Below are 22,791 nucleotides of genomic sequence, written 5' to 3' on the forward strand. Positions count from 1 at the left end.
ATTCAACACCTTCCTGACCGCCCTCTTCCTGCTGTTCCTGCTGCCGACGTGGCACATGGAACTGCCCTACACGCCGGCCCTGATCACTCTCACTTTCGTCGCCGGGCTGGTGCCGATCGTCGGCAACCTCATCTGCAACACGGTCATCACGCTGGTCGGGCTGTCGGTGTCGCCGCTCACCGCGCTGGTCTGCCTGGCCTTCCTGATCCTGATCCACAAGGCCGAGTACCTGATCAACGCCAAGGTGGTCGGCAGCCGCACGCAGATGTCGGTCTGGGAACTGCTCGCCGTGATGTTCATCGCCGAGGCGGTGTTCGGGCCGGCCGGGCTGGTGGCAGCGCCGCTGTTCTATGCGTATCTCAAGAAGGAACTGAAGGCGGCGGCGCTGGTTTAGCCTCGTTCGATGTCCGAAAGTGATCGATTCCGGTCCGCGGCGGCACGGACGGACCGACAGCAGCCCAGGAAAATTGGGATCATCATCCACTTCCAACCCGGAGATGCCGCCCATGGCCAGCTGTCTGATAGTGATCGACGTCCAGGAGTCGTTCCGCCACCGCCCCTATTTCGACGAACGCGGCCTGCCGGCCTACCTGGCGGCGCAGAACGGGCTGATCGAGGGCTTCGCGGCCGCCGGCGCCCCGATCGTCCGGATCTTCCACAGCGATGGGCCCGCGGTCGCGAGCAATGCCTTCGCGGTCGAGTCCGGCCACGTGCGGCTGCTGGAAGGCCTGGCGCCGTTCGAAGCAGCCGCCACCTTCACCAAGCGCCGCCACAGTGCCCTGGTCGGCACCGGCCTCGACGTCTGGCTGACCCAGAACCACATCGAGCGGCTGGTGGTCAGCGGCATTCGCACCGAGCAATGCTGCGAGACCACCGCGCGCCATGCCTCCGACCTCGGCTGGCAGGTCGACTACGTGACCGAGGCCACCCTGACCTTCGACATGGCGCAGCCCGACGGCCTGCCGCTGTCGGCGGCGGACATCCAGGCGCACACCGCGACGGTGCTCGACGGCCGCTTCGCCACCGTCTGCGGCGTCGGCCAGGCACTCGAGCGGCTTGCGGAATCGCGCCGGTGAACGCAATGACCGAAACGCTGCGGGTCGCGATCCTCGCCTTTGACGAGGTCGAGGCGCTGGACCTCGCGGGCCCCTACGAGGTCTTCACGACCGCGGTCCGCATGCACCAGCGCGATGCGGCCGGCGCACCACCGCCTTTCGAGGTCCATTGCGTCGCCCGCAGCAGGGCGCCGGTGCGCATGCGGGCCGGCCTCCAGGTGCTGCYGGACCGCAGCTTCGAAGACGCGTCCGCGGTCGACCTGCTGATCGTGCCGGGCGGCGTGGTCGATGCGGCCATGGCCTGCAGCGCAACGCGGGACTGGATCGCCGGCGCCAGCCGCACAGCCCGCATCACCGCCTCGGTCTGCACCGGCGCCTTCCTGCTGGYGGCCAGCAGCGTGCTGCAGGGCCGGGAATCCGTGACTACCCACTGGGAAGACATCGACGACCTGCGCCGCCGCTTCCCGACGCTCGACGTCCGGGAAGGCGTGCGCTGGGTCGACCAGGGCCGTGTCGTCACATCGGCCGGCATCACGGCCGGAATTGACATGAGCCTGCACCTCGTGGCTCGGCTGGCCGGCGAAGCGCTGGCGCTGCGCACCGCGCGGCAGATGGACGTCATGTGGACAAGGGTCTAGTTCCCATCCGGGTGGTCTTCGCGCTGCTGCCGCAAAGCCTGGTGCTCGACTGGGCCGGTCCGGCGGAGGCGCTGCGCATCGCCAACCAGCTGCGGGTGGCGGCCGGGCTGACGCCGCGCTTCGACCTGGTGTTCGCGAGCCCGGAGCCGGATGTGGCCAGCTCGGTCGGCGTCCGGCTGGCGGGGCTCGAGCCCCTGCCATCGGACTGGACGGTCCCGACATGGGTGGTGCTGGTCGGCCTCCCGGGTGCCACCATCGACGTCGACAACGCGCCAGCGCGGGCCCTGCTGCACTGGCTGCGCGGCCTGCGGCTCGACGCCGGCCGGCTGGAGCTGGTCACCGTGTGCGCCGGCACGCTGCTCGCGGCCCACGCCGGCCTGCTCGCCGGCCGGCGCGCCACCACGCACCACCATCACCTGCACGAACTGCAAGCGGTCGAGCCGCGCTGCGACGTCGTCGCCAACCGGGTCTTCGTGCTCGACTCGCCTCTCTATAGCAGCGCCGGCGTGACCACCGGCATCGACCTGATGCTGCACCGCATCGGCCAGGCCTGCGGCGAAACCCTGGCGGCGCGGGTGGCGCAGACCATGGTCGTCGCGATGCGGCGCGGCCCCCAGGATCCCGAGCTGTCGCCCTTCCTGGCCTACCGCAACCACCTGCACGCGGCGCTGCACCGGGTGCAGGACGCGGTCAGCGAGGAGCCGCAGGCCGACTGGACCGTGCCGCGCATGGCCGAGGTCGCCCGCACCTCACCGCGACACCTGACGCGCCTGTTCGACGAACACGCCGGCGTGGCGCCGCTGGCCTACCTGCGCCGGCTGCGGCTCGCCACGGCGCAGTTGGCATTGCAATCGGGCGCCAACGTCACGCGCGCGGCAGAATTATCAGGTTTCGGCTCCGACACCCAGCTGCGCCGCGCCTGGCGCCAGTTCGGATTGGCCGGCTCGCCGTCGGAGGGTCAGAGATAGCCGCAAAAACGCAGCACGTGCCCGTCGGGCTCCTTGATCGCGAACTCGCGCAGGCCCCAAGGCTGGGAGATCGGCGGCTCGACCACATCGACGCCGCGCTTGACATAGGCCGCATGCAGGCCGTCGATGTCCTGCCCGACATGGATCACGATTTCGCCGCGCCACGGGTTGGCCTCGCGCCGCCCGCATTGCCAAAGCCGCAGGTACACAGGATCGCCATAGGTGCGGTCGCCCTTCTTGACCCGCGCATAGCTCGGCGGCTCGCCGGCGATGAAGTCGAGTTCGAAGCCCAACACATCGCAGAAATAGCGCGCGGCCCGCGCCGCATCGGCCACCGGCAGCACCGGCTGGACGCCGTGGAACTGGTGCCGCGTTCCAAGGTCGGCCAACGGCGCCTTCACCGGCTCCATCAGAATTCCGCCCGGCGCAGCGCCGCGACGCGCTCGGCGATGGCATCGAGGTCGAGTGCGTCCTCGGCGTGCGCGAGGTAGGTCTCGAGATCGCGCACCGCGAGCACGGCATTGCCCTGCTCGGCATGCGCCAGCCCACGGTCGCGGTGCTCGCCCCAGGCTTCGGGCAGCAGCGCGACTAGCCGGTCCTGCACCGCAATCGCACGCTGCCAGTCTTCCTGCGCCTGATGGATCTCCTTCAGGTTGCGCAGCATCCGACCTATGATCTCGCGCGGCGTCGCCGGCTGCAGATAGAGGCCCAGCGGGACGTCGAAGTCGCCGACCAGGCCATTGCTGCGCTTGTAGGGCTCGAGCCGCTCGCTGAGCTCCTCGCGCGAAAGCGATTTTCCGGTGAAGGGATCGATCACCACCTGCCCCTTCGGCAGCGTCACCTTGAGCATGAAATGGCCCGGAAACCCGACCCCGCGCGCCTGCAGCCCCAAGCCCTGGGCCAGCTCCATCCACAGCACCGCGAGCGAGATCGGGATGCCGCGCCGGGTGCGCAGCACCGCGTTGAGATAGCTGTTGTCGGGGTCGTAGTAGTCGTTGACGTTGCCGCCGAAGCTCAGGTCGTGAAAGAAGAACTGGTTCAGCGAGCGCAGCCGGTGCAGCGGGGCCGCGTCGGCCGGCAGCCGGCGCTTGAGCCGCGCCAGCAGCTGGTCGACGTCGCCCAGCACCTGCTGGACGTCGAGCTCGGGATACTCGTCCTGCGCCAGGCTGGCGGCCGCCTCGAGCAGCGGAAACTGCTCGTCGCTCTTGACCAGCGATTCGAAGTATTCGAGAGCGGTGGGCGTCGTGAAGCTGAACGTCATGTGGCTTTGTAGAGGAGCGGACGGGGACCGTCAAGGCACCCCGGCGGATCAGCGGCGCACGAAGCTGCGAAGCTTCAGGCCGGTCATCGCCAGCACCGCGAAATAGAGTAGCGCGCCACCGGCCACCAGGGCCGCCAGCAGGCCGATGCGAAGCAGGCGCTGGGCCTGCAAGCCGATCCAGTCGAAATGGCGATCGCCCCAGACCAGCAGCACGCCGAGCACCGCGGAGGCGACCAGCACCTGGAGCACGAAGCGGCCCCAGCCCGGCGCCGGCTGGTAGCTGCCGCGGCGGATCAGCCCGACCAGCAGCCACAGCGCATTGACCAGCGCGCCGATGCTGATCGTGAGGGTCAGCGCCGCATGCTGCAGCAGCGGCACCAGGAAGACATTGAGCACCTGGGTCAGCACCAGCACCCCGACCGCGATCAGCATCGGCGTGCGGGTGTCCTGCTTGGCATAGTAGCCGGGCGCCAGCACCTTGATCGCCACCAGCCCGACCAAGCCGACGCCATAGCCCATCAGCGCCAGGCTGGTGCGCTGCACGTGCAGCGCGGTGAAAGCGCCGTTGTGGAACAGCACCGCCACCAGCGGCCGGGCAAAGACCAGCAGCGCCAGCGCGCACGGCACCGACAGCAGCACCACCAGGCGCAGGCCCCAGTCAAGCATCGCGGAGTAGCGCGCATCATCCCTGGCCGCGCGGGCGCTGGCCAGTTGCGGCATCAGCACCACGCCGAGCGCCACGCCCAGCATGGCGGTCGGAAATTCCATCAGCCGGTCGGCGTTGGTGATCCAGCTGACGCTGCCGGTCACCAGGTGGGAGGCGATCTGGGTGTTGATCAGCAGCGAGATCTGCGCCACGCTGACGCCGATCAGCGCCGGCAGCATCAGCCGCATCACGCGGCGCGTGGTCGGGTCGGTCCAGGCGTCCCGCAGCGCGCCGAAGCTGGCGCCGACGCGCGGCAGCATGCCAAGCCCGCGCAGGGCCGGAATCTGGATCGCCAGTTGCAGCATGCCGCCCACCATCACGCCCACGCACTGGGCGTAGATCGGCTCCAGCCCCAAGCGCCGGAACAGCGGCGCGCCGAGCACGATCGCGGCGATCAGCGCCAGGTTCAGCAGCACCGGCGAGGCCGCCGGCACCGCGAACTTGCGCCAGGTGTTGAGGATGCCGCCGGCCAGTGCCACCAACGACATGAAGCCGATATAGGGGAACATCCAGCGCGTCATCACCACCGCGGCGTCGAAGCCCTGGGGATTCTGCTGGAGGCCGCTGGCCATGGCCCAGACCATCAGCGGCGCCCCGACGACGCCCAGCGTGCAGACCACCACCAGGGTCCAGGTCAGCAGCGTCGCCACATGGTCGACCAGCGCCTTGGCGCCGGCATCGCCGTGCTCGGTCTTGGAGGCCGCCAGCACGGGCACGAAGGCCTGGCTGAAGGCGCCCTCGCCGAAGACGCGCCGGAACAGATTCGGGATGCGGAAGGCGACGTAGAAGGCGTCGGTCATCGCGCTGACGCCGAACACCGAGGTCATGAGGACGTCGCGGACAAGGCCGGTCACCCGGGAGGCGAGCGTCAGCAGCGAGACGGTGGAGGCGGATTTGAACAGGGACACGGGGCAGAAGTGTAGGCGTCCGCAGGTGCTCTTTTTGGTGGGTCGGGGCGCTTGGCGCTTCTCGCCTATAATGGAGGGCTTTGCTGCATCATCCCCAGACACACAAGGAACACTGAATATGGCATCCGCCAAGCCCAAGAAGAAGAACCCGCGCCTCGCGTCGGGCCGTAAACGCGTCCGCCAGGACGTCAAACTCAATGCCGCGAACACCTCGCTGCGCTCCAAGTACCGCACGGCCGTGAAGAATGTTGAGAAGGCCGTGCTGGCCGGCGACAAGACCAAGGCGACGGAAGCCTTCGCGAAGGCCCAGAGCATCGTCGACACGGTCGCCGACAAGGGCATCTTCCACAAGAACAAGGCCGCCCGCGACAAGAGCCGCCTGTCGGCCAAGGTCAAGGCCCTGGCCCTCGCCCCTGAAAAGGCAGTCGCCGCCTGACGCTTTCAGGCAAACAGCCCGGATTGGTTCGCCAGTCCGCCGTTTGATCGGGGTGCGCTGCAGCAAAGTGAAAAACCGCCTTCGGGCGGTTTTTTCATGGGCGAACGGACGAGGGGCCTGGCGCTATAAGGCACCGGACTTGGCGTTCTCCGGCACATCGGGCACCAGGCAGGCCTCGGCCACCTGCAGGCCGTTGTCGCGGGCGAAGTTGACGCAGAAGTCCCAGGCCATCGGCTCGGCATCACGCAGTTCCCGGTTGACCACCACGCATTTGATGCCATTGATGACGGTCGGCACGCACCAGGGAGAGTAATTCAGGTGGCTGCCGGGCTGCGGTCCGCCCGGGCGGAACGAGCACATCACGCCGGCCAGGCGCTCCGCCCAGTCGCTGGGACGAAATGTCCGGCCATCCTGGGTGATGCCCTGGATGAAGATTTCTTTGGCGTTTGGAGAGACCATCTGTTGGCGAGAGAAAAGCGCGAGCTGATGCTGCGCTGCACAAGATTCTAGCCGGGGGTCCCCCGGGCGACATGCCTGGGGGCATTGGTGTGATGCGCAATCCTCACCGATGCGCACGAAGCGGACGCCTAGAATCCGCGTTCCCTTTTCCGGAGATCCGCATGAGCGCCACTGCCGCCCCCTCGTCGCCCCACGTCATGAACACCTACGGTCGCCTGCCGATCGCGCTGTCGCACGGCCAGGGTTGCCGAGTCTGGGACACCAACGGCCGCGCCTACCTGGACGGCCTCGGCGGCATCGCCGTCAACACGCTGGGCCACAACCACCCCGAACTGGTGCCGGCGCTACAGGACCAGATCGCCAAGCTGATCCACAGCTCCAACTACTACCACGTGCCGGGCCAGGAACAGCTGGCGGCCAAGCTGTGCGAGCTGTCGGGCCTGACCAACGCGTTTTTCTGCAGCACCGGTCTGGAGGCCAACGAGGCCGCGCTCAAGCTGGCGCGCAAGTTCGGCCATGACAAGGGCATCGAGCGGCCCGAGATCGTGGTCTACGAAGCCGCCTTCCACGGCCGCAGCATCGCCACGCTGTCGGCCACCGGCAATCCCAAGGTGCAGCAGGGCTTCGGTCCGCTGGTCGAGGGCTTCATCCGCGTGCCGCTGAACGACCTCGCCGCGCTCAAGAAGGCCACCGAGGGCAATCCGAACGTGGTCGCGGTGTTCTTCGAGACCATCCAGGGCGAAGGCGGGATCAACCCCATGCGCTGGGAATACCTGCGCCAGGTGCGCGAACTCTGCGACCAGCGCGACTGGCTCATGATGATCGACGAGGTGCAATGCGGCATGGGCCGCACCGGCAAGTGGTTCGCGCACCAGTGGGCGGACATCTTGCCCGACGTGATGCCGCTGGCCAAGGGCCTGGGCTCGGGCGTGCCGGTCGGTGCGGTCGTCGCCGGCCCGCGCGCTGCCCACATCTTCGGCCCCGGCAACCACGGCACCACCTTCGGCGGCAACCCGCTGGCGATGCGCGCCGGCATCGAGACGATCCGGATCATGGAAGAGCAGAAGCTGCTCGAGAACGCGGCCAACGTGGGCGGGCACCTCAAGGCGGCGCTGGAGCGCGAGCTCGGCGGTCTGGCCGGCGTGAAGGAGATCCGCGGCCAGGGCCTGATGCTGGGCATCGAGCTCGACCGTCCCTGCGGCGTGATCCTGAACCGCGCCTGCGAGGCCGGCCTGCTTCTCAGCGTGACCGCCGACAGCGTGATCCGCCTGGTGCCGCCGCTGATCCTAAGCGTCGCCGAAGCCGACGAGATCGTGGCGATCCTGGCGCCGCTGGTGAAAGCCTTCCTCGAGGAGCCTCAGAAATGAGCGACAAGCCAGCCCTTCGGCACTATCTGCAGTTCTCGGACTTCACGGCCGACGAATACACCCACCTGTTCGCGCGCGCGGCGCTGATCAAGAAGAAGTTCAAGGCCTACGAGAAGCACCAGCCGCTGGTCGACCGCACGCTGGCGATGATCTTCGAGAAGGCCTCCACGCGCACGCGCGTGAGCTTCGAGGCCGGCATGTACCAGCTCGGCGGCAGCGTGGTGCACCTGACCACCGGCGACAGCCAGCTGGGCCGCGCCGAGCCGATCGAGGACAGCGCCAAGGTGATCAGCCGGATGGTCGACCTGGTGATGATCCGCACCTTCGAGCAGACCAAGATCGAGGCCTTCGCGGCTCATTCGCGGGTGCCCGTCATCAACGGCCTGACCAACGAGTTCCACCCCTGCCAGATCCTGGCCGACATCTTCACCTTCATCGAGCACCGAGGCTCGATTGCAGGCACGACGGTCGCCTGGGTCGGCGACGGCAACAACATGGCCAACACCTGGCTGCAGGCCAGCGAGATCCTGGGCTTCAAGGTGCATGTCAGCACGCCGAGCGGCTACGAGGTCGACCAGTCGGTCGCCGGACTGCGCTCGAACGCCAGCTACCAGGTCTACAAGGATCCGATGGAAGCCTGCCGGGGCGCCGACCTGGTGACCACCGACGTCTGGACCAGCATGGGCTACGAGGCCGAGAACGAAACCCGCCGCGCGGCCTTCGCCGACTGGTGCGTCGACACCGAGATGATGCGGGTGGCCCAGCCCGACGCCCTCTTCATGCACTGCCTGCCGGCGCACCGCGGCGAGGAGGTCGAGGCCGACGTCATCGACGGCCCGCAGTCGGTGGTCTGGGACGAGGCCGAGAACCGGATGCACGTGCAGAAAGCGCTGATGGAGTTCCTCTTGCTGGGCCGCCTCGGCTGAACAGGCTGCATCCTTGTTTCCGGGCTGTTGGAAATTACCGACACCACGGTCTCCCGCATGGCGCTAACTTTGCGCCATGACTTCACGACTCTGGGATATCTCGCCGCCGGTGCATGAAGGCGCGCCGGTCTTCCCGGGCGACACGCCCTACCGGCAGCGCTGGGCGGCGACGATTTCGCCCGGCTGCCCGGTCAATGTCAGCGAGATCAGCCTGTCGCCGCACGTCGGCGCGCACGCCGATGCACCGCTGCACTACGACCCTGCGGGCGCCACCATCGGCGCGGTCGACCTCGCACCCTTTCTCGGCCGCTGTCGCGTCATCCACGCGATCGAACGTGGCCCCCTGATCGAGTGGGAGCACATCGCACATGCGCTGGCCGACCCGCCGCCGCGCGTGCTGGTGCGCACCTACCGGCGGGCGCCCGTCGAGCACTGGGACGGCGACCTCGCCGCCTACGCGCCCGCCACCATCGAGCGCCTCGCCGCCCTCGGCGTCAAGCTGGTCGGCATCGACACCGCCAGCATCGACCCGGCCGACAGCAAGACCCTCGACAGCCACCAGGTGATCCGCCGGCTCGACCTGCGGGTGCTCGAGAACCTGGTGCTCGACGAGGTGCCGGAGGGCGACTACGAACTCATCGCCCTGCCGCTCAAGCTGGTCAGTGCCGATGCCTCCCCCGTGCGCGCCGTGCTGCGCGAACTCCACCCAGGAATCCCATGACCCTCGACGACTGCAAGCGCCTCGACGCGCAAGATCCGCTGGCCGCGCTCAGCGACCAGTTCCACCTGCCCGATGGGGTGATCTATCTCGACGGCAATTCGCTCGGCGTGCTGCCGAAATCCGCGCCGGGCCGCATTGCCGAGGTGGTCGCGAAGGAATGGGGCGACGGCCTGATCCGCTCCTGGAACAGCGCCGGCTGGTTCGACCTGCCGCAGCGGCTGGGCGACAAGGTCGCGCGGCTGATCGGCGCCGCACCGGGCGAGGTCGTCTGCACCGACAGCACCTCGATCAATCTCTACAAGGTGCTGTTCGCGGCCCTGAGCCAGGTGCTGCTGGCGACGCCCGACGCCAGCCCGAAGCGCCGCGTCGTGCTCAGCGAGCGCAGCAACTTCCCGACCGACCTCTACATCGCCGAGTCGATCTGCCGGGAGCGCGGCTTCGCGCTGAAGCTGATCGACGCCGGCGAGCTGCCGGCGGCCCTGACCGACGAGGTCGCCGTGCTGATGCTGACCCACGTCAACTACCGCACCGGCGCGATGCACGACATGAAGGCCCTCACCGCCGCCGCCCACGCGGCCGGCGCGCTGACGGTCTGGGACCTCGCGCACAGTGCCGGCGCGGTGCCGGTCGCACTCAACGACAACGAGGCCGACTTCGCGATCGGCTGCGGCTACAAGTACCTCAACGGCGGACCCGGCGCGCCGGCCTTCGTCTGGGTGCACACGCGCCACGCCGGCCAGTTCGCGCAGCCGCTCTCGGGCTGGTGGGGCCACGCGGCGCCGTTCGAATTCACGCCGCACTACCGTCCGGCACCCGGCGTGGCGCGCTACCTCTGCGGCACGCAGCCGATCATCGCGCTGGCCGGCCTCGAGTGCGGGATCGACACCGTGCTGGCCGCCGAGGCCATCGACGGCGAACGGGGCCCGATGGCGGCCCTGCGCCGCAAGTCGCTGGCCCTGACCGACGCCTTCATCGCGCTGGTCGAGCAGCGCTGCGCCGGCCGCTTCACGCTGGTGACGCCGCGCGCGCATGCACAACGCGGCTCGCAGGTCTGCCTGGCCCTCCGCGACGGCGGCGCGGGCGCCTACGCGATCGTGCAGGCGCTGATCGCCCGCGGCGTGATCGGCGACTTCCGCGCCGGCGACGCGCAGATGCCGGACATCCTGCGCTTCGGCTTCACGCCGCTCTACCTCGGCTTCGAGGACGTATGGAACGCGGTCGAGCACCTGGTGCAAGTGCTCGAGCGCGAGGAATGGAAACGGCCCGAGTTCAACCAGAAGCTCGCGGTCACCTGAGGAACAATTTTCATGAGCACCGAACAGATCGTCCACGAAGAGAAGGCGCAGCTCGACTTCAGCGCCTCGATGAGCTACAGCGACTACCTGAGCCTCGACCAGATACTGAGCGCGCAGCATCCGCGCTCGCCGGCGCACGACGAGATGCTTTTCATCGTGCAGCACCAGACCAGCGAGCTCTGGATGAAGCTGATGCTGCACGAGCTGCGCGCCGCGATCCGCGCCATCGCCGAAGACGACCTGTCCAGCGCCTTCAAGATGCTGGCGCGGGTCTCGCGGATCATGGAGCAGCTGGTGCACGCCTGGGACGTGCTGGCGACCATGACGCCGCCCGAATACAGCGCCATGCGGCCCTACCTCGGCGCCTCCAGCGGCTTCCAGAGCTGGCAGTACCGCTGCATCGAATTCGCGCTCGGCAACAAGAACGCCGCCATGCTGAAGCCCCACGCGCATCGCCCCGAGCTGCTGGCCGAGGTCGAAGCCGCCTGGCGTGCGCCCTCGCTCTATGACGAAGCGCTGCGCCTGCTGGCGCGCCGCGGCCTCGACGTTCCGGCCGACCACCTCGAGCGCGACTGGTCGAAGCCCTACGAATCGAGCGACGGCGTCGAGCAGGCCTGGCTGGTCGCCTACCGCGAGCCGAAGAAGTACTGGGAGCTCTACCAGCTCGGCGAGGAACTCACCGACCTCGAGGACGCCTTCCGCCTCTGGCGCTTTCGCCACGTGACCACGGTCGAGCGCGTGATCGGCTTCAAGCGTGGCACCGGCGGCACCGGCGGCGTAAGCTATCTGCGCAAGATGCTCGACGTGGTGCTGTTCCCTGAAATCTGGAAGTTGCGAACCGATCTCTAGGCAGCCCCAGCCCGCGCCGGCCGGCTTCGCATCACAACAACGAGGAGACGAGGATGGACAACGACTACTTCGGCGATGAGGAACTCGCGCAGCTGCGCTCGCATGGCATCGTGCTGTTCGCGCGGCGCGTGATCTTCGACGCCCAGCCGCCGATGACCGAGGCGCAGATCGCGGCGGTCCAGGCGCTGTGCGCCGGGCCGCTGCCGCCGGAGCTGCTGGCGCTGTGGCGCCTGAGCGCCGGCGGCCGCATCGACTACGACCTCCACCTCCACATGAACGGCAACGAGGAGACGGTGGTCTGGAACGAATTGTTCTGGAACGGCAGCGACGGCCCGCGCGACCTGCAAGGGTGGATCGACCACGAGCGCGAGGGTGCGCAGCAGGCCGCCGCGGACAGCGGCGAGCCCTGGGACGGCAAGCTGACGCTGCTGCCCTTCGGCGGCTTCGAGGACAGCGACCGCGTCTACGCCGTGGTCGAGCCCGGCCCCGACTACGGCCACGTGCTGGCCTGGAAGCAGGGCTTGCCGGCGCCCTGGCCGCACGAAATGCACGAGGATGGCATGACCACCGTGGCCCACGATCTGTCCGCGGCCTTCGAGGCGCTGCAGCTCGACGACGACCCGCTGGCGCCGGCGGACGACTACTTCACCGGCCAGACGCTGCTCGAGTACCTCGACCAGCGCCATCAGGAACACGGACTGCCGCTCGAAACGATGGACCGGCTGATCGCCTTCTATCGCAGCGCCATGGTCGACTGGCGCACACCGCTCGCCGCCGGTACGCTGGGCCAGGTCGCGCCGCTGGCGCGAGTCGCCCTGCGCCATGCGATCGCGACCGACGACCCCGTGCTGGTGCAGAAGCTCGCAGCCGCCGAGGTGGCGCTCGACGGCCCGCTGCTGGGCAGCGCGATCGCCACCGACCTGGCCCTGAGCCATGGTGCCCATCACGCGGCGGAAGCCCTGGTGCGCGCCGGCGCACCCGTAGCGCGCGACGCGCTCGACGCCATCGACAGCGCGGTCTCGCCCGAACTGATCGGCCTATTGCTGGAGCGCGGCGCCACGCCCAGCGCCACCGCCATCGCCGAATGCGTGGCCTGTGGTGCGCCGGCCGCCGCGCGGCTGATCGCCGACGCCTATGCGCAGTCCCACGACGACCTGGCCAGCGCCTACGCAGCGGCCCGGGTCGGCATGCTCGCCGAGCTCGAAGCCGCGCTGGTCGAGGTGCATGCGGGCAGGCTCACGCACTACCTCGGGCCGGCCGGCCTCACCAAGCGCGTCGACCACCTGCAGAGCTTCGAACTTTAGCCTTCATAGAGCCAGGGGACGTCGAGCAGGCGCGCACCCAGCAGGCGCAGGGCTGCATCGCGGCCCACCCGCAGCAGCCCGGTGGCATGGAAGATCTCGCCGTTGCGACGGGCCCGGGCCTGGACCTCGGCATTGCGCTGCCAGCGCGCTTCGGCGTAGCGCGCGAACGCCGCCGGAACGGCCGCCGCGTCGCCGCCGTCGAGCGCCTCCGCCAGCGCCACGGCATCCTCGATCGCCATGCCCGCCCCTTGCGCAAGATACGGGAGCATCGGATGCGCGGCGTCGCCGGCCAGTGCGATGCGCTCGCCGGCCATCTGCGACGCAGCGGTGAGCGGTGGCCGGTCGTTGAGGGTCCAGGCGCGCCAGCCCGGCACCGCCTCCAGCAGCGCCTGCAGGCCGGCGCCGGTACGGCCCGTGGCGGCCTGCAGCGCCGCCAGGCTGGAGGCCTGGTCCCAGTCGCGCGCATCGCCGGCCGGTGCCGACTCGGCCAGCACCACCACGTTGAGTGCATCGCCACGGCGCACCGGATAGGCCACCGCATGCAGCCGCGGCCCGAGCCAGACCGTGACCTGCGTGCTGCGCAGCGACGCCGGCAGGGCCGACTGGTCGACCAGCGCGCGCCAGGCCGTGTGGCCGGTGGCGCGCGCAGGCGAATCCTGAAGCAGGTACGGCCGCACTGTGCTCCAGAGCCCATCGGCGCCGACCAGCGCATCGCCCTCCCAGGCGCGGCTCTCGGTGCTCGACACGCAGACCGCATGGTCGCGCGCGACCACGCCGGTGACCCTCGCCGCGGTCGTCAGGGTGACCGCCCCGGTGCCACGCACCGCCGCCAGCAGCAGCGCGTGCAGGTCGGCGCGATGGACGCAGAAATAGGGCGAAGCGTAGCTGTGCAGCATCGCGTTGCCGAGCGGCAGGCGGGCCATCTCGCGGTCGTCGGTGGCGCTGCGCACCACCAGAGCGTCGGGCCTCGCCGCGATCCGCACCAGCGCCTCCCAGACGCCCAGCGACTGCAGCCTGCGCGTCACGTTGGGTCCCAGCTGGATGCCGGCACCCACCTCGCCAAAGGCCACGGCCTGCTCGAGCAGCTCGACGCGGTGGCGGCGCCGGGCCAGCGCCAGTGCACTCGCCAGGCCCGCGATACCGCCGCCTGCGATCAGGATGTGTGCCGACATCGAGCGCACTCAGCGCGCGGGCTTGGCGGAAGACTTGTCGTGCGCGTCGGCCTTGGCGCTGTCGCCCGTGCCGCAGCTGCCGCAGCTGTCGCAGGCACCGCAGCCCGACACCTTGCCGAGCGACGCCGCGAGCTGCCGGGCGCGTTCGGCATCGACCAGGCCCGCGCGTTGCGATCCGGCGGCCAGCCGGCCGGCCGCCGCGCGGCGCCAGCTACCGGGTATCCAGCGCCAGACGGTGTAGACCGCCGCCAGGGCAACGATCAGTGCAACGACGATGTGTTGGGTCATCTCATCCTCCTGTGAGTGCCAGGGCCACCCGGTAGGTGATCCAGCACGCCATGTAGGCGAGCGCGAACAAGTAGCCAGCCATGATCCAAACATAGCGCCAGGCGCCGGTTTCGCGTTTGACGGCGGCCAAGGTCGAGATGCACTGCGGCGCGAAAACATACCAGACCAGCAGCGACAAGGCGGTGGCGAGCGACCAGCTGCCGGCGATCAGCGGTGCGAGCTGGCCGGCGACGTCGTCACCGGTGGCGGACAGCGCATACACAGTGCCCAGCGCACCCACCGCCACCTCGCGTGCCGCCATGCCCGGCACCAGCGCGATGGAGATCTGCCAGTTGAAGCCGATCGGCGCGAAGACCTGCTCGAGGCCGCGGCCGATGATGCCCGCCAGGCTGTACTGGATCGCCGGGCCGGTGGCGCCCTCGGGCGGCGCCGGGAAGGTCGACAGGAACCACAGCAGGATGGTCAGGGTCAGGATGATCGTGCCCACGCGCTGGATGAAAATCCAGGCCCGCTCGTAAAGACCCAGCGCGAGGTTACGCAGGTTGGGCCAGCGGTAGGCCGGCAACTCCATCAGCAGCGGCGAGCGCTGCTGGCTGTCGCGGAAGCGCTTCATGACCCAGGCCACGGCCATCGCCGAGACGATGCCGAAGACATACAGCGCGAACAGCACCACGCCCTGGAGGTTGAACACCCCGGCCACCGTGCGCGCCGGGATGAAGGCCGCGATCAGCAGCGCATAGACCGGCAGCCGCGCCGAACAGGTCATCAGCGGCGCGATCATGATGGTCGTGATGCGGTCGCGCCAGTTGCTGATGGTGCGGGTGGCCATGACGCCCGGAATGGCGCAGGCGAAGCTCGACAGCAGCGGGATGAACGACCGGCCCGAGAGTCCGACGGTGCCCATCACGCGGTCGAGCAGGAAGGCGGCGCGCGGCAGGTAGCCCGAATCCTCCAGAGCGAGGATGAACAGGAACAGGATCAGGATCTGCGGCAGGAACACGATGACGCCGCCGACCCCCGCGATGATGCCGTCCACCAGCAGGCTCTGCAGCATGCCCTCGGGCAGGACGTGCTTGATCAGTTCGCCGAAGGCGGCGGTGGCGTCCTTGATCGCGTCCATCGGCACCGCGGCCCAGCTGAATACGGCCTGAAACATCAGGAACATCGTGACCGCCAGCACCAGCATGCCCCACACCGGATGCATCACCACGCGGTCGATGCGATCGCTGGCGGCCAGGCTGCCGACCGGCTCGCGCACGGCCAGGCCCAGGATGCGGCGCACCTCGCGCTGGGTGTCGAGCACCTGGTCGAGGTCGGGCGCATGCCAGGGCTGCGGCAGGACGGCGGCCACCGGGGCGTCGAGCGCCTCGAGCAGGCCCTGGGCGCCGCCGCTGTGAACGCCGATGGTCTCGATCACCGGCACGCCGAGTTCGCGCGACAAGGCGGCGCTATCGACCGCGATGCCCTGCTTCTTCGCCATGTCGGTCATGTTGAGCGCCACCACCATCGGCAGGCCGAGGCGCTTGGCCTCCAGCACCAGTCGCAGGTTGAGGCGCAGGTTGGTGGCGTCGGTCACGCACACCAGCAGATCGGGCAGTGCCTCCCGGCTCTTGCCGGTGACCACGTCGCGCGTCACGGCCTCGTCGGCTGAGAGCGCATTGAGGCTGTAGGCACCCGGCAGGTCGAGCACGAAGACGCGCCGGCCGGCAGGCGTTCGAAGGATCCCTTCCTTGCGCTCGACCGTCACGCCCGCGTAGTTGGCGACCTTCTGGCGGCTCCCCGTGAGCAGGTTGAACAGCGCAGTCTTGCCGCAGTTGGGATTGCCGAGCAGCGCGATGCGCTCCGGTGGGCTGGTCGAGACGGCGGCGCCGAGCTGGAATTGGAGGGTCGCTTCAACCATGGCCGACCGCCCCCGGGGTCACGCGGATCAGCGAGGCCTCATGCCGACGCAGCGCGAAGGTGGTGTGGCCGAGCCGAACCGCCAGCGGCTCCCGGCCCGGCAGGCCGGTGGCGACGATGCGCACGGCCTCGCCCGGCACGAAGCCGATCTCGGTCAAGCGCAACACCAGTTCCCGGCCTTCGCCCTCCTCGGGCCGAAGCACGTCGAGCACCGTGGCCCACTGGTGATTGGGAAGCTGATCGAGGCTGATGGCGGCCGAGGCCGCGCCGTTCATTGTGGTCACCCGCGGAATCCAGAAAACTCAAAATGAGAATTATTCTCGAAAACTCCGGGTTTTGGGGTGATCTGGCACAAGAATCCCTCAGGATGGAGCGGTCCCTGTGCAGAACCGCCCCGGGGTCAGTCGCTGGTCAGGCGGCAAGCAACTGGCGCAGCACGAAAGGCAGGATCCCCCCGTGCTTGTAGTAATCGACCTCGATCGGCGTGTCGATGCGCAGCCGCACCGTGACCTCCTGGTGCGTGCCGTCCGGGCGATGGACCACGATCTTGACGTCCATCTGCGGCTTCAGTTCGCCGCCGATCACGACGTCGATCTTCTCGCCGCCCGTCAGGCCCAGGCTCTCCCATGAATCGGCGCCGCGGAACTGCAGCGGCAGCACGCCCATCCCGACCAGGTTGGCGCGGTGGATGCGCTCGAAGCTGCGCGCCACGACGGCCTTGATGCCCAGCAGCTGCGTGCCCTTGGCGGCCCAGTCGCGCGATGAGCCGGTGCCGTACTCCTCGCCGCCGAAGATCACCGTCGGCACGCCTTGCTCGATGTACTTCATGGCGGCGTCGTAGATGAACATCTTCTCGTTGCCCGGCTGGAACAGCGTCAGACCGCCCTCCTCGCGCGAGCCGTCGGGGCCGGCCGGGATCATGAGGTTCTTGATGCGCACGTTGGCGAAGGTGCCGCGCATCATCACGTCGTGGTTGCCGCGGCGCGAGCCGTAGCTGTTGAAGTCGGCCTTCGAGACGCCGTGCGCCTTGAGCCAGATGCCCGCCGGCGAGCTTTCCTTGATCGAGCCGGCCGGCGAGATGTGGTCGGTGGTGATCGAGTCGCCGAACAGCGCCATGATGCGCGCCCCAGTGAAACCGGCATCGGTGGCGTGCGGCTTCATCTTGAAGCCCTCGAAGAATGGAGGCTCGGCGATGTAGGTCGACTTGGGCCAGTCATAGACCTGCCCCTTGGTGCCCTTGATGCTGCTCCAGAGCTTGCCCGGCTTGTCCTTGATCTGCTCGTAGTTCTGGCGGAAGGCCTTGGCGTTCATCGCGAAGCGCAGGTTCTCGTCTATCTCCTTGGGGCTCGGCCAGATGTCGCCCAGGTAGACGTCCTGCCCCTTCTTGCCCTTGCCCACCGGCTGGGTCATGAGGTCGACCATCACGTTGCCGGCGATCGCGAAGGCCACCACCAGCGGCGGCGAAGCCAGGAAGTTCGCCTTCAGGTTGGGATGGATGCGGGCCTCGAAATTGCGGTTGCCCGACAGCACCGCGGCGCCGATCAGGTTGTTCTTGGTGATGACCTCGTTGATCTCGGGCGTCAGGTCGCCTGAATTGCCGATGCAGGTGGTGCAGCCGTAGCCGGCCAGGTAGAAGCCCAGCTTCTCGAGGTAGGGCAAGAGGCCGGCCTTCTCGAGGTACTCGGTCACGATGCGCGACCCCGGCGCCAGCGAGGTCTTGACGTGCGGCTTGACCGTGAGGCCGGCCTCGACCGCCTTCTTGGCCAGCAGGCCGGCGGCCAGCATCACGCTCGGGTTCGAGGTGTTGGTGCAGGAGGTGATGGCGGCGATCAGCACATCGCCGTTGCCGATCGTCACCTCGCCCTTGGGGGCGGTTGGCGCGCTGGCTGCCACGTGGGCCGCGGCCTTGGTCGAGCGGTTGGCAACCATCTCGACCTCTGCGCGCGGTGCGCCGGGCGGCGGCGCGGCGGCCTCCTTCTCGCCGCCGCGGCCAGCGTGCGTCAGCGGGTAGCGCAGCGTCAGCGTGTCGGCCGGCTGGTTGAAGCCGTTGGCCTCGTTGGGCTTGCTGTAGAGCTCGGAGAACTTGGTCGCCAGGTGGCCGAGGTCGATGCGGTCCTGCGGACGCTTCGGGCCGGCCAGGCTGGGCGACACGGTGCCGAGGTCGAGCTTGACGATCTTGGTGTAGGCGAGTTCGCCCGGGGCCGGCATGCCGAACAGCCCCTGCGCCTTGTAATAGGCCTCGAAGCGCTCGACCTCGGCGTCGGTGCGGCCCGTGCCCTTGAAGTAGGCCACGGTCATCTCGTCGACCGGGAAGAAGCCCATCGTGGCGCCATATTCGGGCGCCATGTTGCCGATAGTGGCGCGGTCGGGCACCGCGATCGAGGCGGCACCGGGGCCGAAGAATTCGACGAACTTGCCGACCACCTTCTCGCCGCGCAGGATGGCGGTCACGTAGAGCACCAGGTCGGTGGCGGTGACGCCTTCGCGCAGCGTGCCGGTGAGTTCGAAGCCGACCACGTCGGGCGTCAGCATGTACACCGGCTGGCCCAGCATCGCGGCCTCGGCCTCGATGCCGCCGACACCCCAGCCGACCACGCCGATGCCGTTGATCATCGTCGTGTGGCTGTCGGTGCCGACCAGCGAGTCGGGGTAGTAGACCGGCGGGTCGCCCTTGTCGTTCGGGCTCTTGTAGACGCCGCGGGCGAAATACTCGAGGTTGACCTGGTGCACGATGCCGAAGCCCGGCGGCACGACGCCGAAGGTGTCGAACGCCTGCATGCCCCATTTCATGAATTGGTAGCGCTCGTTGTTGCGCTGGAACTCGAGCTTCATGTTGAGGTCGAGCGCCTTCGGCGTGCCGTAGTGGTCGACCATCACCGAATGGTCGACCACCAGGTCGACCGGCACCAGCGGCTCGATGGTCTTGGGCGACTTGCCGAGCGACTGCGCGACGCTGCGCATCGCCGCCAGGTCGGCCAGCAGCGGCACGCCCGTGAAGTCCTGCAGCACCACCCGCGTGACGACGAAAGGCACCTCCTCGGTCCGCTCGGCATTGGGCGCCCAATTGGCCAGCTGCTCGACGTGCTCGGCCGTGACTTTCTGGCCGTCGCAGTTGCGCAGCACCGATTCGAGCACGATGCGGATCGAGACCGGCAGCTTGTCGACGTTGGGATACTGCTTCGCGAGTTCCTTCAGCGACCAGTATTTGCCGGCCTTGCCCGATGTGGTCTTGAAGGTCTTGAGCGTAGAGGCGAAGGCGTGAGCCGGTGCTTTGGCCATGAAGAAACTCCTTGGTTCGTGGAAGCTCTCCAAAGATAGCAGGGTTCGATGACCTCAGCTGCAGTCGAAGCGCACGCCCGCACGCGCTTCGGGCTCAGGCTGGCAGCGGGCCCGGCCCGGTCGCCCGGGTGTGCCGCAGGCCCATCCACTGCAGTTCGGCAAGCACCAGCACGACCAGCGCCTGGGCCAGCACCCAGGCCCAGCCCCATGCGTTGACCGAAGCGCCCGCGACGGCCAGCAGTCCGACGCAGGCCGCGGCCCACGCGAAGTTGCCGACCACCACCAGGCCGATCCACCGGCGCGGCGGCAGCGCGCGGGCGGCCATCCACGCCGCGGCACCTGCATACGCCAGCAGGAAGACCCCGGTAGCCAGCAGCAGCGGCGCCGGCAACCCGGTCAGGCGGGCCAGGGCGGCGGTGAAAAGCAGCTGCAGCGCCCCGTTGATTGCGCAGGAGACGGCATCGGCGCCCATCACACGGGACAGGAAACGAGGGGAAGCGAAGACGGACATGGTGGACTCCTTCAGTTCTGCGCGGCGGGCCCTTCCTGCCGCGTTGGGATCGATGATCCCGGCGCCGCGGCAACCGGTCGATGACCCCGGAGGTCATGGCCTTCCTGCGCCGTTTCACTAGGATGGCGGCCATGAACTCCCTTCGCGCCTCAGCACCGACCGCGGCCGACCCGTTCGGCGCCCACCTCCGCCACTGGCGCCAGCATCGCCGCCTCAGCCAGCTCGACTTGGCCAACGAAGCGCAGGTGTCCACCCGCCACCTGAGCTACGTCGAAACCGGCCGCGCCGAACCGAGCCGCGAGATGGTGCTGCGCCTGGCCGAACGGCTCGAGGTGCCTCTGCGCGAGCGCAACGCCCTGCTGGTGGCGGCCGGCTACGCGCCGATGTACCGCGAGCGCTCGCTGGACGATCCGGCCATGGCCGCGGCGCGCCGCGCGGTCGACCTGGTGCTCAAGGGCCACGAGCCTTTCCCTGCGCTGGCGGTCGACCGCCACTGGAACCTGGTGGCGCACAACGCGATGGTGCCGATGCTGATGGCTGGCGCGGCGCCGCAGTTGCTCGAAGGACCGGTCAACGTGCTCCGGCTCAGCCTGCATCCGGAAGGGCTGGCGCCCCGGATCGCCAACCTGGCCCAGTGGCGGAACCACCTGCTCGAACGGCTGCAGCAGCAGATCGCCGCCACCGGCGACGCCGGGCTGTCGGCCCTGCACGACGAGCTCGCCGCCTACCCGCTGCCGCAGGTGAGCCACGACGCCCCCGGCGCCGGCGGCGAGCTCTCGCACGTGGTCGTGCCCTTCCAGCTCGTGACGCCCCAGGGCGTGCTGAGCTTCATCAGCACGACGACGATCTTCGGCACGCCGGTCGACGTCACCCTGCAGGAGCTCGCGGTCGAATCCTTCTTTCCGGCCGATGCGCAGACAGCGAACGCACTGCGCGCCCTGGCCGGTCGCTGAAGCGCCTGCGCCCGCTGCCATGAAAAAAGCCCCGCGCGGGCAGGGCTCTGGGGGTCGAAGGCGACGGGGAGATCAGGCAGCGACCTTGTCGGCCACGTCCCTGTACTCGTCGATCTTGTCGAAGTTGAGGTACTGGTAGATCTGTTCGCTGGAGGCGTCGATCACGCCGACGTTGGTCATGTACTCCTCCTTCGTCGGGATCCGGCCCAGGCGCGAGCAGATCGCGGCCAGCTCGGCGCTGCCGAGGTACACGTTGGTGTTCTTGCCGAGACGGTTCGGGAAGTTGCGCGTGCTGGTCGACATCACGGTCGCGCCTTCGCGAACCTGCGCCTGGTTGCCCATGCACAGCGAGCAGCCCGGCATCTCGGTGCGCGCACCGGCATTGCCGAAGACACCGTAGTGGCCTTCTTCGGTGAGCTGCTGCGCATCCATCTTGGTCGGCGGTGCGATCCACAGCTTGACCGGGATGTCGCGCTTGCCCTCGAGCAGCTTGGACGCCGCGCGGAAGTGCCCGATGTTGGTCATGCAGGAACCGATGAACACTTCGTCGATGGCCGCGCCGGCCACGTCCGACAGCGTCTTGACGTCGTCGGGATCGTTCGGGCAGGCCACGATCGGCTCGTGGATGTCGGCCAGGTCGATCTCGATCAAGGCGGCGTACTCGGCGTCGGCGTCGCCCTTGAGCAGCTGCGGATCCTTGAGCCAGGCTTCCTGCGCGGCGATGCGGCGCGCCAGCGTGCGGCCGTCGGCATAGCCCTCGGAGATCATCCAACGCATCAGCGTGATATTGCTGTTGATGTACTCGATGATCGGCTCCTTGTTCAGGTGCACCGTGCAGCCGGCGGCCGAGYGCTCGGCCGAGGCGTCGCTGAGCTCGAAAGCCTGTTCGACCTTGAGGTCGGGCAGCCCCTCGATCTCGAGGATGCGGCCCGAGAAGACGTTCTTCTTGCCCTTCTTCTCGACCGTCAGCAGGCCCTGCTTTATGGCGTAGAGCGGAATCGCGTTGACCAGGTCGCGCAGGGTCACGCCGGGCTGCATCTTGCCCTTGAAGCGCACCAGCACCGATTCGGGCATGTCGAGCGGCATCACGCCGGTGGCGGCCGCGAAGGCCACCAGGCCGGAGCCGGCCGGGAAGCTGATGCCGATCGGGAAGCGGGTGTGGCTGTCGCCGCCGGTGCCGACCGTGTCGGGCGTCAGCAGGCGGTTGAGCCAGCTGTGGATCACGCCGTCGCCCGGACGCAGCGAGACGCCGCCGCGGGTGGCCATGAAGTCCGGCAGCTCGTGATGCATCTTGACGTCGACCTTCTTCGGGTAGGCCGCCGTGTGGCAGAAGGACTGCATCACGAGGTCGGCGCTGAAGCCGAGGCAAGCCAGGTCTTTCAGCTCGTCGCGGGTCATCGGGCCGGTGGTGTCCTGGCTGCCGACCGAGGTCATCTTCGGCTCGCAGTAGGTGCCGGGGCGAACGCCCTGTCCTTCCGGCAGGCCGCAGGCGCGGCCGACCATCTTCTGGGCCAGCGAGTAGCCCTTCTTGGTGTCGACCGGGCTGACCGGCAGGCGGAACAGCGTCGAGGCCGGCAGGCCCAGCGCTTCGCGCGCCTTGGCCGTGAGGCCGCGGCCGATGATCAGCGGAATACGGCCGCCGGCACGCACCTCGTCGAACAGCACGTCGCTCTTGACCTTGAATTCGGCGATCACCTTGCCGTCCTTGAGCGCCTTGCCTTCGTAGGGACGCAGCTCGACCACGTCGCCCATGTTCATCTGGCTGACGTCGAGTTCGATCGGCAGCGCGCCGGAGT

Annotated in this window: 23 protein-coding genes; 12 read left to right on the forward strand and 11 right to left on the reverse strand. The window is 68.7% G+C overall.

Going from position 1 to position 22,791, the window contains the following annotated elements; translation table 11 throughout:
• The 4 genes from AC1DY5_RS08945 to AC1DY5_RS08960 all read left to right on the forward strand — a co-directional run.
• Window positions 1–394 (forward strand): AI-2E family transporter (locus AC1DY5_RS08945; protein WP_478110928.1); only part of this gene is annotated, 394 nt, incomplete at its 5' end.
• A 112-nt stretch (window positions 395–506) separates the two neighbouring features.
• Window positions 507–1,076, forward strand: a complete 570-nt coding sequence (locus tag AC1DY5_RS08950; RefSeq protein ID WP_478110930.1) for an isochorismatase family protein — start codon at window positions 507–509, stop codon at window positions 1,074–1,076.
• 5 nt (window positions 1,077–1,081) lie between these two features.
• Complete coding sequence (locus AC1DY5_RS08955; protein ID WP_478110932.1) at window positions 1,082–1,693, forward strand: DJ-1/PfpI family protein; 612 nt, start codon at window positions 1,082–1,084, stop codon at window positions 1,691–1,693.
• Window positions 1,678–2,661, forward strand: a complete 984-nt coding sequence (locus AC1DY5_RS08960) for a GlxA family transcriptional regulator (protein WP_478110934.1) — start codon at window positions 1,678–1,680, stop codon at window positions 2,659–2,661. The genes AC1DY5_RS08955 and AC1DY5_RS08960 overlap by 16 nt, the downstream gene beginning before the upstream one ends.
• On the opposite strand, the gene AC1DY5_RS08965 is transcribed toward AC1DY5_RS08960, so the two are convergent.
• The 3 genes from AC1DY5_RS08965 to murJ are packed head-to-tail and all read right to left on the reverse strand — an operon-like array spanning window position 2,652 to window position 5,536.
• Complete coding sequence (locus AC1DY5_RS08965; RefSeq protein WP_478110936.1) at window positions 2,652–3,071, reverse strand: bleomycin resistance protein; 420 nt, start codon at window positions 3,069–3,071, stop codon at window positions 2,652–2,654. The genes AC1DY5_RS08960 and AC1DY5_RS08965 overlap by 10 nt on opposite strands.
• Entirely contained in the window at window positions 3,071–3,922 is an 852-nt protein-coding gene (locus tag AC1DY5_RS08970) for a SirB1 family protein (RefSeq protein WP_478110938.1), read from the reverse strand. Before AC1DY5_RS08970 ends, AC1DY5_RS08965 begins: the two co-directional genes overlap by 1 nt.
• A gap of 48 nt (window positions 3,923–3,970) precedes the next feature.
• On the reverse strand, window positions 3,971–5,536 hold the full coding sequence (gene murJ, locus AC1DY5_RS08975) for a murein biosynthesis integral membrane protein MurJ (RefSeq protein WP_478110940.1): 1,566 nt from the start codon (window positions 5,534–5,536) through the stop codon (window positions 3,971–3,973).
• 118 nt (window positions 5,537–5,654) lie between these two features.
• Between murJ and rpsT the strand changes: the two genes are divergently transcribed.
• Complete coding sequence (gene rpsT / locus AC1DY5_RS08980) at window positions 5,655–5,972, forward strand: 30S ribosomal protein S20 (RefSeq protein ID WP_286368432.1); 318 nt, start codon at window positions 5,655–5,657, stop codon at window positions 5,970–5,972.
• A gap of 123 nt (window positions 5,973–6,095) precedes the next feature.
• On the opposite strand, the gene AC1DY5_RS08985 is transcribed toward rpsT, so the two are convergent.
• On the reverse strand, window positions 6,096–6,431 hold the full coding sequence (locus AC1DY5_RS08985) for a DUF3579 domain-containing protein (protein ID WP_478110942.1): 336 nt from the start codon (window positions 6,429–6,431) through the stop codon (window positions 6,096–6,098).
• Window positions 6,432–6,592: 161 nt separating this feature from the next.
• Between AC1DY5_RS08985 and AC1DY5_RS08990 the strand changes: the two genes are divergently transcribed.
• From AC1DY5_RS08990 to AC1DY5_RS09015, 6 genes are all read left to right on the forward strand, one after another.
• Window positions 6,593–7,798 carry an acetylornithine/succinylornithine family transaminase gene (locus tag AC1DY5_RS08990; protein ID WP_478110943.1) on the forward strand — a complete coding sequence of 402 codons (1,206 nt, stop codon included), beginning with the start codon at window positions 6,593–6,595 and terminating at the stop codon, window positions 7,796–7,798.
• Window positions 7,795–8,724, forward strand: a complete 930-nt coding sequence (gene argF / locus AC1DY5_RS08995) for an ornithine carbamoyltransferase (protein WP_478110944.1) — start codon at window positions 7,795–7,797, stop codon at window positions 8,722–8,724. The genes AC1DY5_RS08990 and argF overlap by 4 nt, the downstream gene beginning before the upstream one ends.
• 76 nt (window positions 8,725–8,800) lie before the next feature.
• Window positions 8,801–9,445 carry an arylformamidase gene (gene kynB, locus AC1DY5_RS09000; RefSeq protein WP_478110945.1) on the forward strand — a complete coding sequence of 215 codons (645 nt, stop codon included), beginning with the start codon at window positions 8,801–8,803 and terminating at the stop codon, window positions 9,443–9,445.
• Entirely contained in the window at window positions 9,442–10,740 is a 1,299-nt protein-coding gene (gene kynU / locus AC1DY5_RS09005) for a kynureninase (RefSeq protein WP_478110946.1), read from the forward strand. Before kynB ends, kynU begins: the two co-directional genes overlap by 4 nt.
• Window positions 10,741–10,752: 12 nt before the next feature.
• Window positions 10,753–11,589 (forward strand): tryptophan 2,3-dioxygenase, encoded by an 837-nt coding sequence (kynA, locus tag AC1DY5_RS09010; RefSeq protein ID WP_478110947.1) that lies wholly within the window; start codon window positions 10,753–10,755, stop codon window positions 11,587–11,589.
• Window positions 11,590–11,642: 53 nt separating this feature from the next.
• The gene (locus AC1DY5_RS09015) at window positions 11,643–12,893 is read left to right on the forward strand and encodes an SMI1/KNR4 family protein (RefSeq protein ID WP_478110948.1); all 1,251 of its coding nucleotides are present in this window, start codon (window positions 11,643–11,645) and stop codon (window positions 12,891–12,893) included.
• Here the strand turns inward: AC1DY5_RS09015 and AC1DY5_RS09020 are convergent.
• The 6 genes from AC1DY5_RS09020 to AC1DY5_RS09045 all read right to left on the reverse strand — a co-directional run bounded on the left by AC1DY5_RS09020 (window position 12,890) and on the right by AC1DY5_RS09045 (window position 20,042).
• Window positions 12,890–14,065 carry an FAD-dependent monooxygenase gene (locus AC1DY5_RS09020; RefSeq protein ID WP_478110949.1) on the reverse strand — a complete coding sequence of 392 codons (1,176 nt, stop codon included), beginning with the start codon at window positions 14,063–14,065 and terminating at the stop codon, window positions 12,890–12,892. The two genes, AC1DY5_RS09015 and AC1DY5_RS09020, sit on opposite strands and share 4 nt — an antisense overlap.
• A gap of 9 nt (window positions 14,066–14,074) precedes the next feature.
• Entirely contained in the window at window positions 14,075–14,353 is a 279-nt protein-coding gene (locus tag AC1DY5_RS09025; protein ID WP_478110950.1) for a DUF6587 family protein, read from the reverse strand.
• Between the two features lies 1 nt (window position 14,354).
• Window positions 14,355–16,253 (reverse strand): ferrous iron transporter B, encoded by a 1,899-nt coding sequence (gene feoB, locus AC1DY5_RS09030; RefSeq protein ID WP_478110951.1) that lies wholly within the window; start codon window positions 16,251–16,253, stop codon window positions 14,355–14,357.
• A complete protein-coding gene (locus AC1DY5_RS09035; RefSeq protein ID WP_478110955.1) occupies window positions 16,246–16,527 on the reverse strand; it encodes a FeoA family protein in 282 nt (93 codons plus the stop codon). The genes feoB and AC1DY5_RS09035 overlap by 8 nt, the downstream gene beginning before the upstream one ends.
• A 136-nt stretch (window positions 16,528–16,663) precedes the next feature.
• Complete coding sequence (locus AC1DY5_RS09040; RefSeq protein WP_478110952.1) at window positions 16,664–19,531, reverse strand: aconitate hydratase; 2,868 nt, start codon at window positions 19,529–19,531, stop codon at window positions 16,664–16,666.
• 94 nt (window positions 19,532–19,625) lie between these two features.
• The gene (locus AC1DY5_RS09045; RefSeq protein ID WP_478110953.1) at window positions 19,626–20,042 is read right to left on the reverse strand and encodes a hypothetical protein; all 417 of its coding nucleotides are present in this window, start codon (window positions 20,040–20,042) and stop codon (window positions 19,626–19,628) included.
• Between the two features lie 122 nt (window positions 20,043–20,164).
• On the opposite strand from AC1DY5_RS09045, the gene AC1DY5_RS09050 reads away from it, so the two are divergent.
• Window positions 20,165–20,995 carry a helix-turn-helix domain-containing protein gene (locus AC1DY5_RS09050; RefSeq protein WP_478110956.1) on the forward strand — a complete coding sequence of 277 codons (831 nt, stop codon included), beginning with the start codon at window positions 20,165–20,167 and terminating at the stop codon, window positions 20,993–20,995.
• 72 nt (window positions 20,996–21,067) lie between these two features.
• On the opposite strand, the gene AC1DY5_RS09055 is transcribed toward AC1DY5_RS09050, so the two are convergent.
• Window positions 21,068–22,791: bifunctional aconitate hydratase 2/2-methylisocitrate dehydratase (locus AC1DY5_RS09055; protein ID WP_478110954.1), on the reverse strand; the 1,724-nt coding region annotated here is incomplete at its 5' end.

This window comes from Variovorax sp. P4_D9, assembly GCF_056401695.1.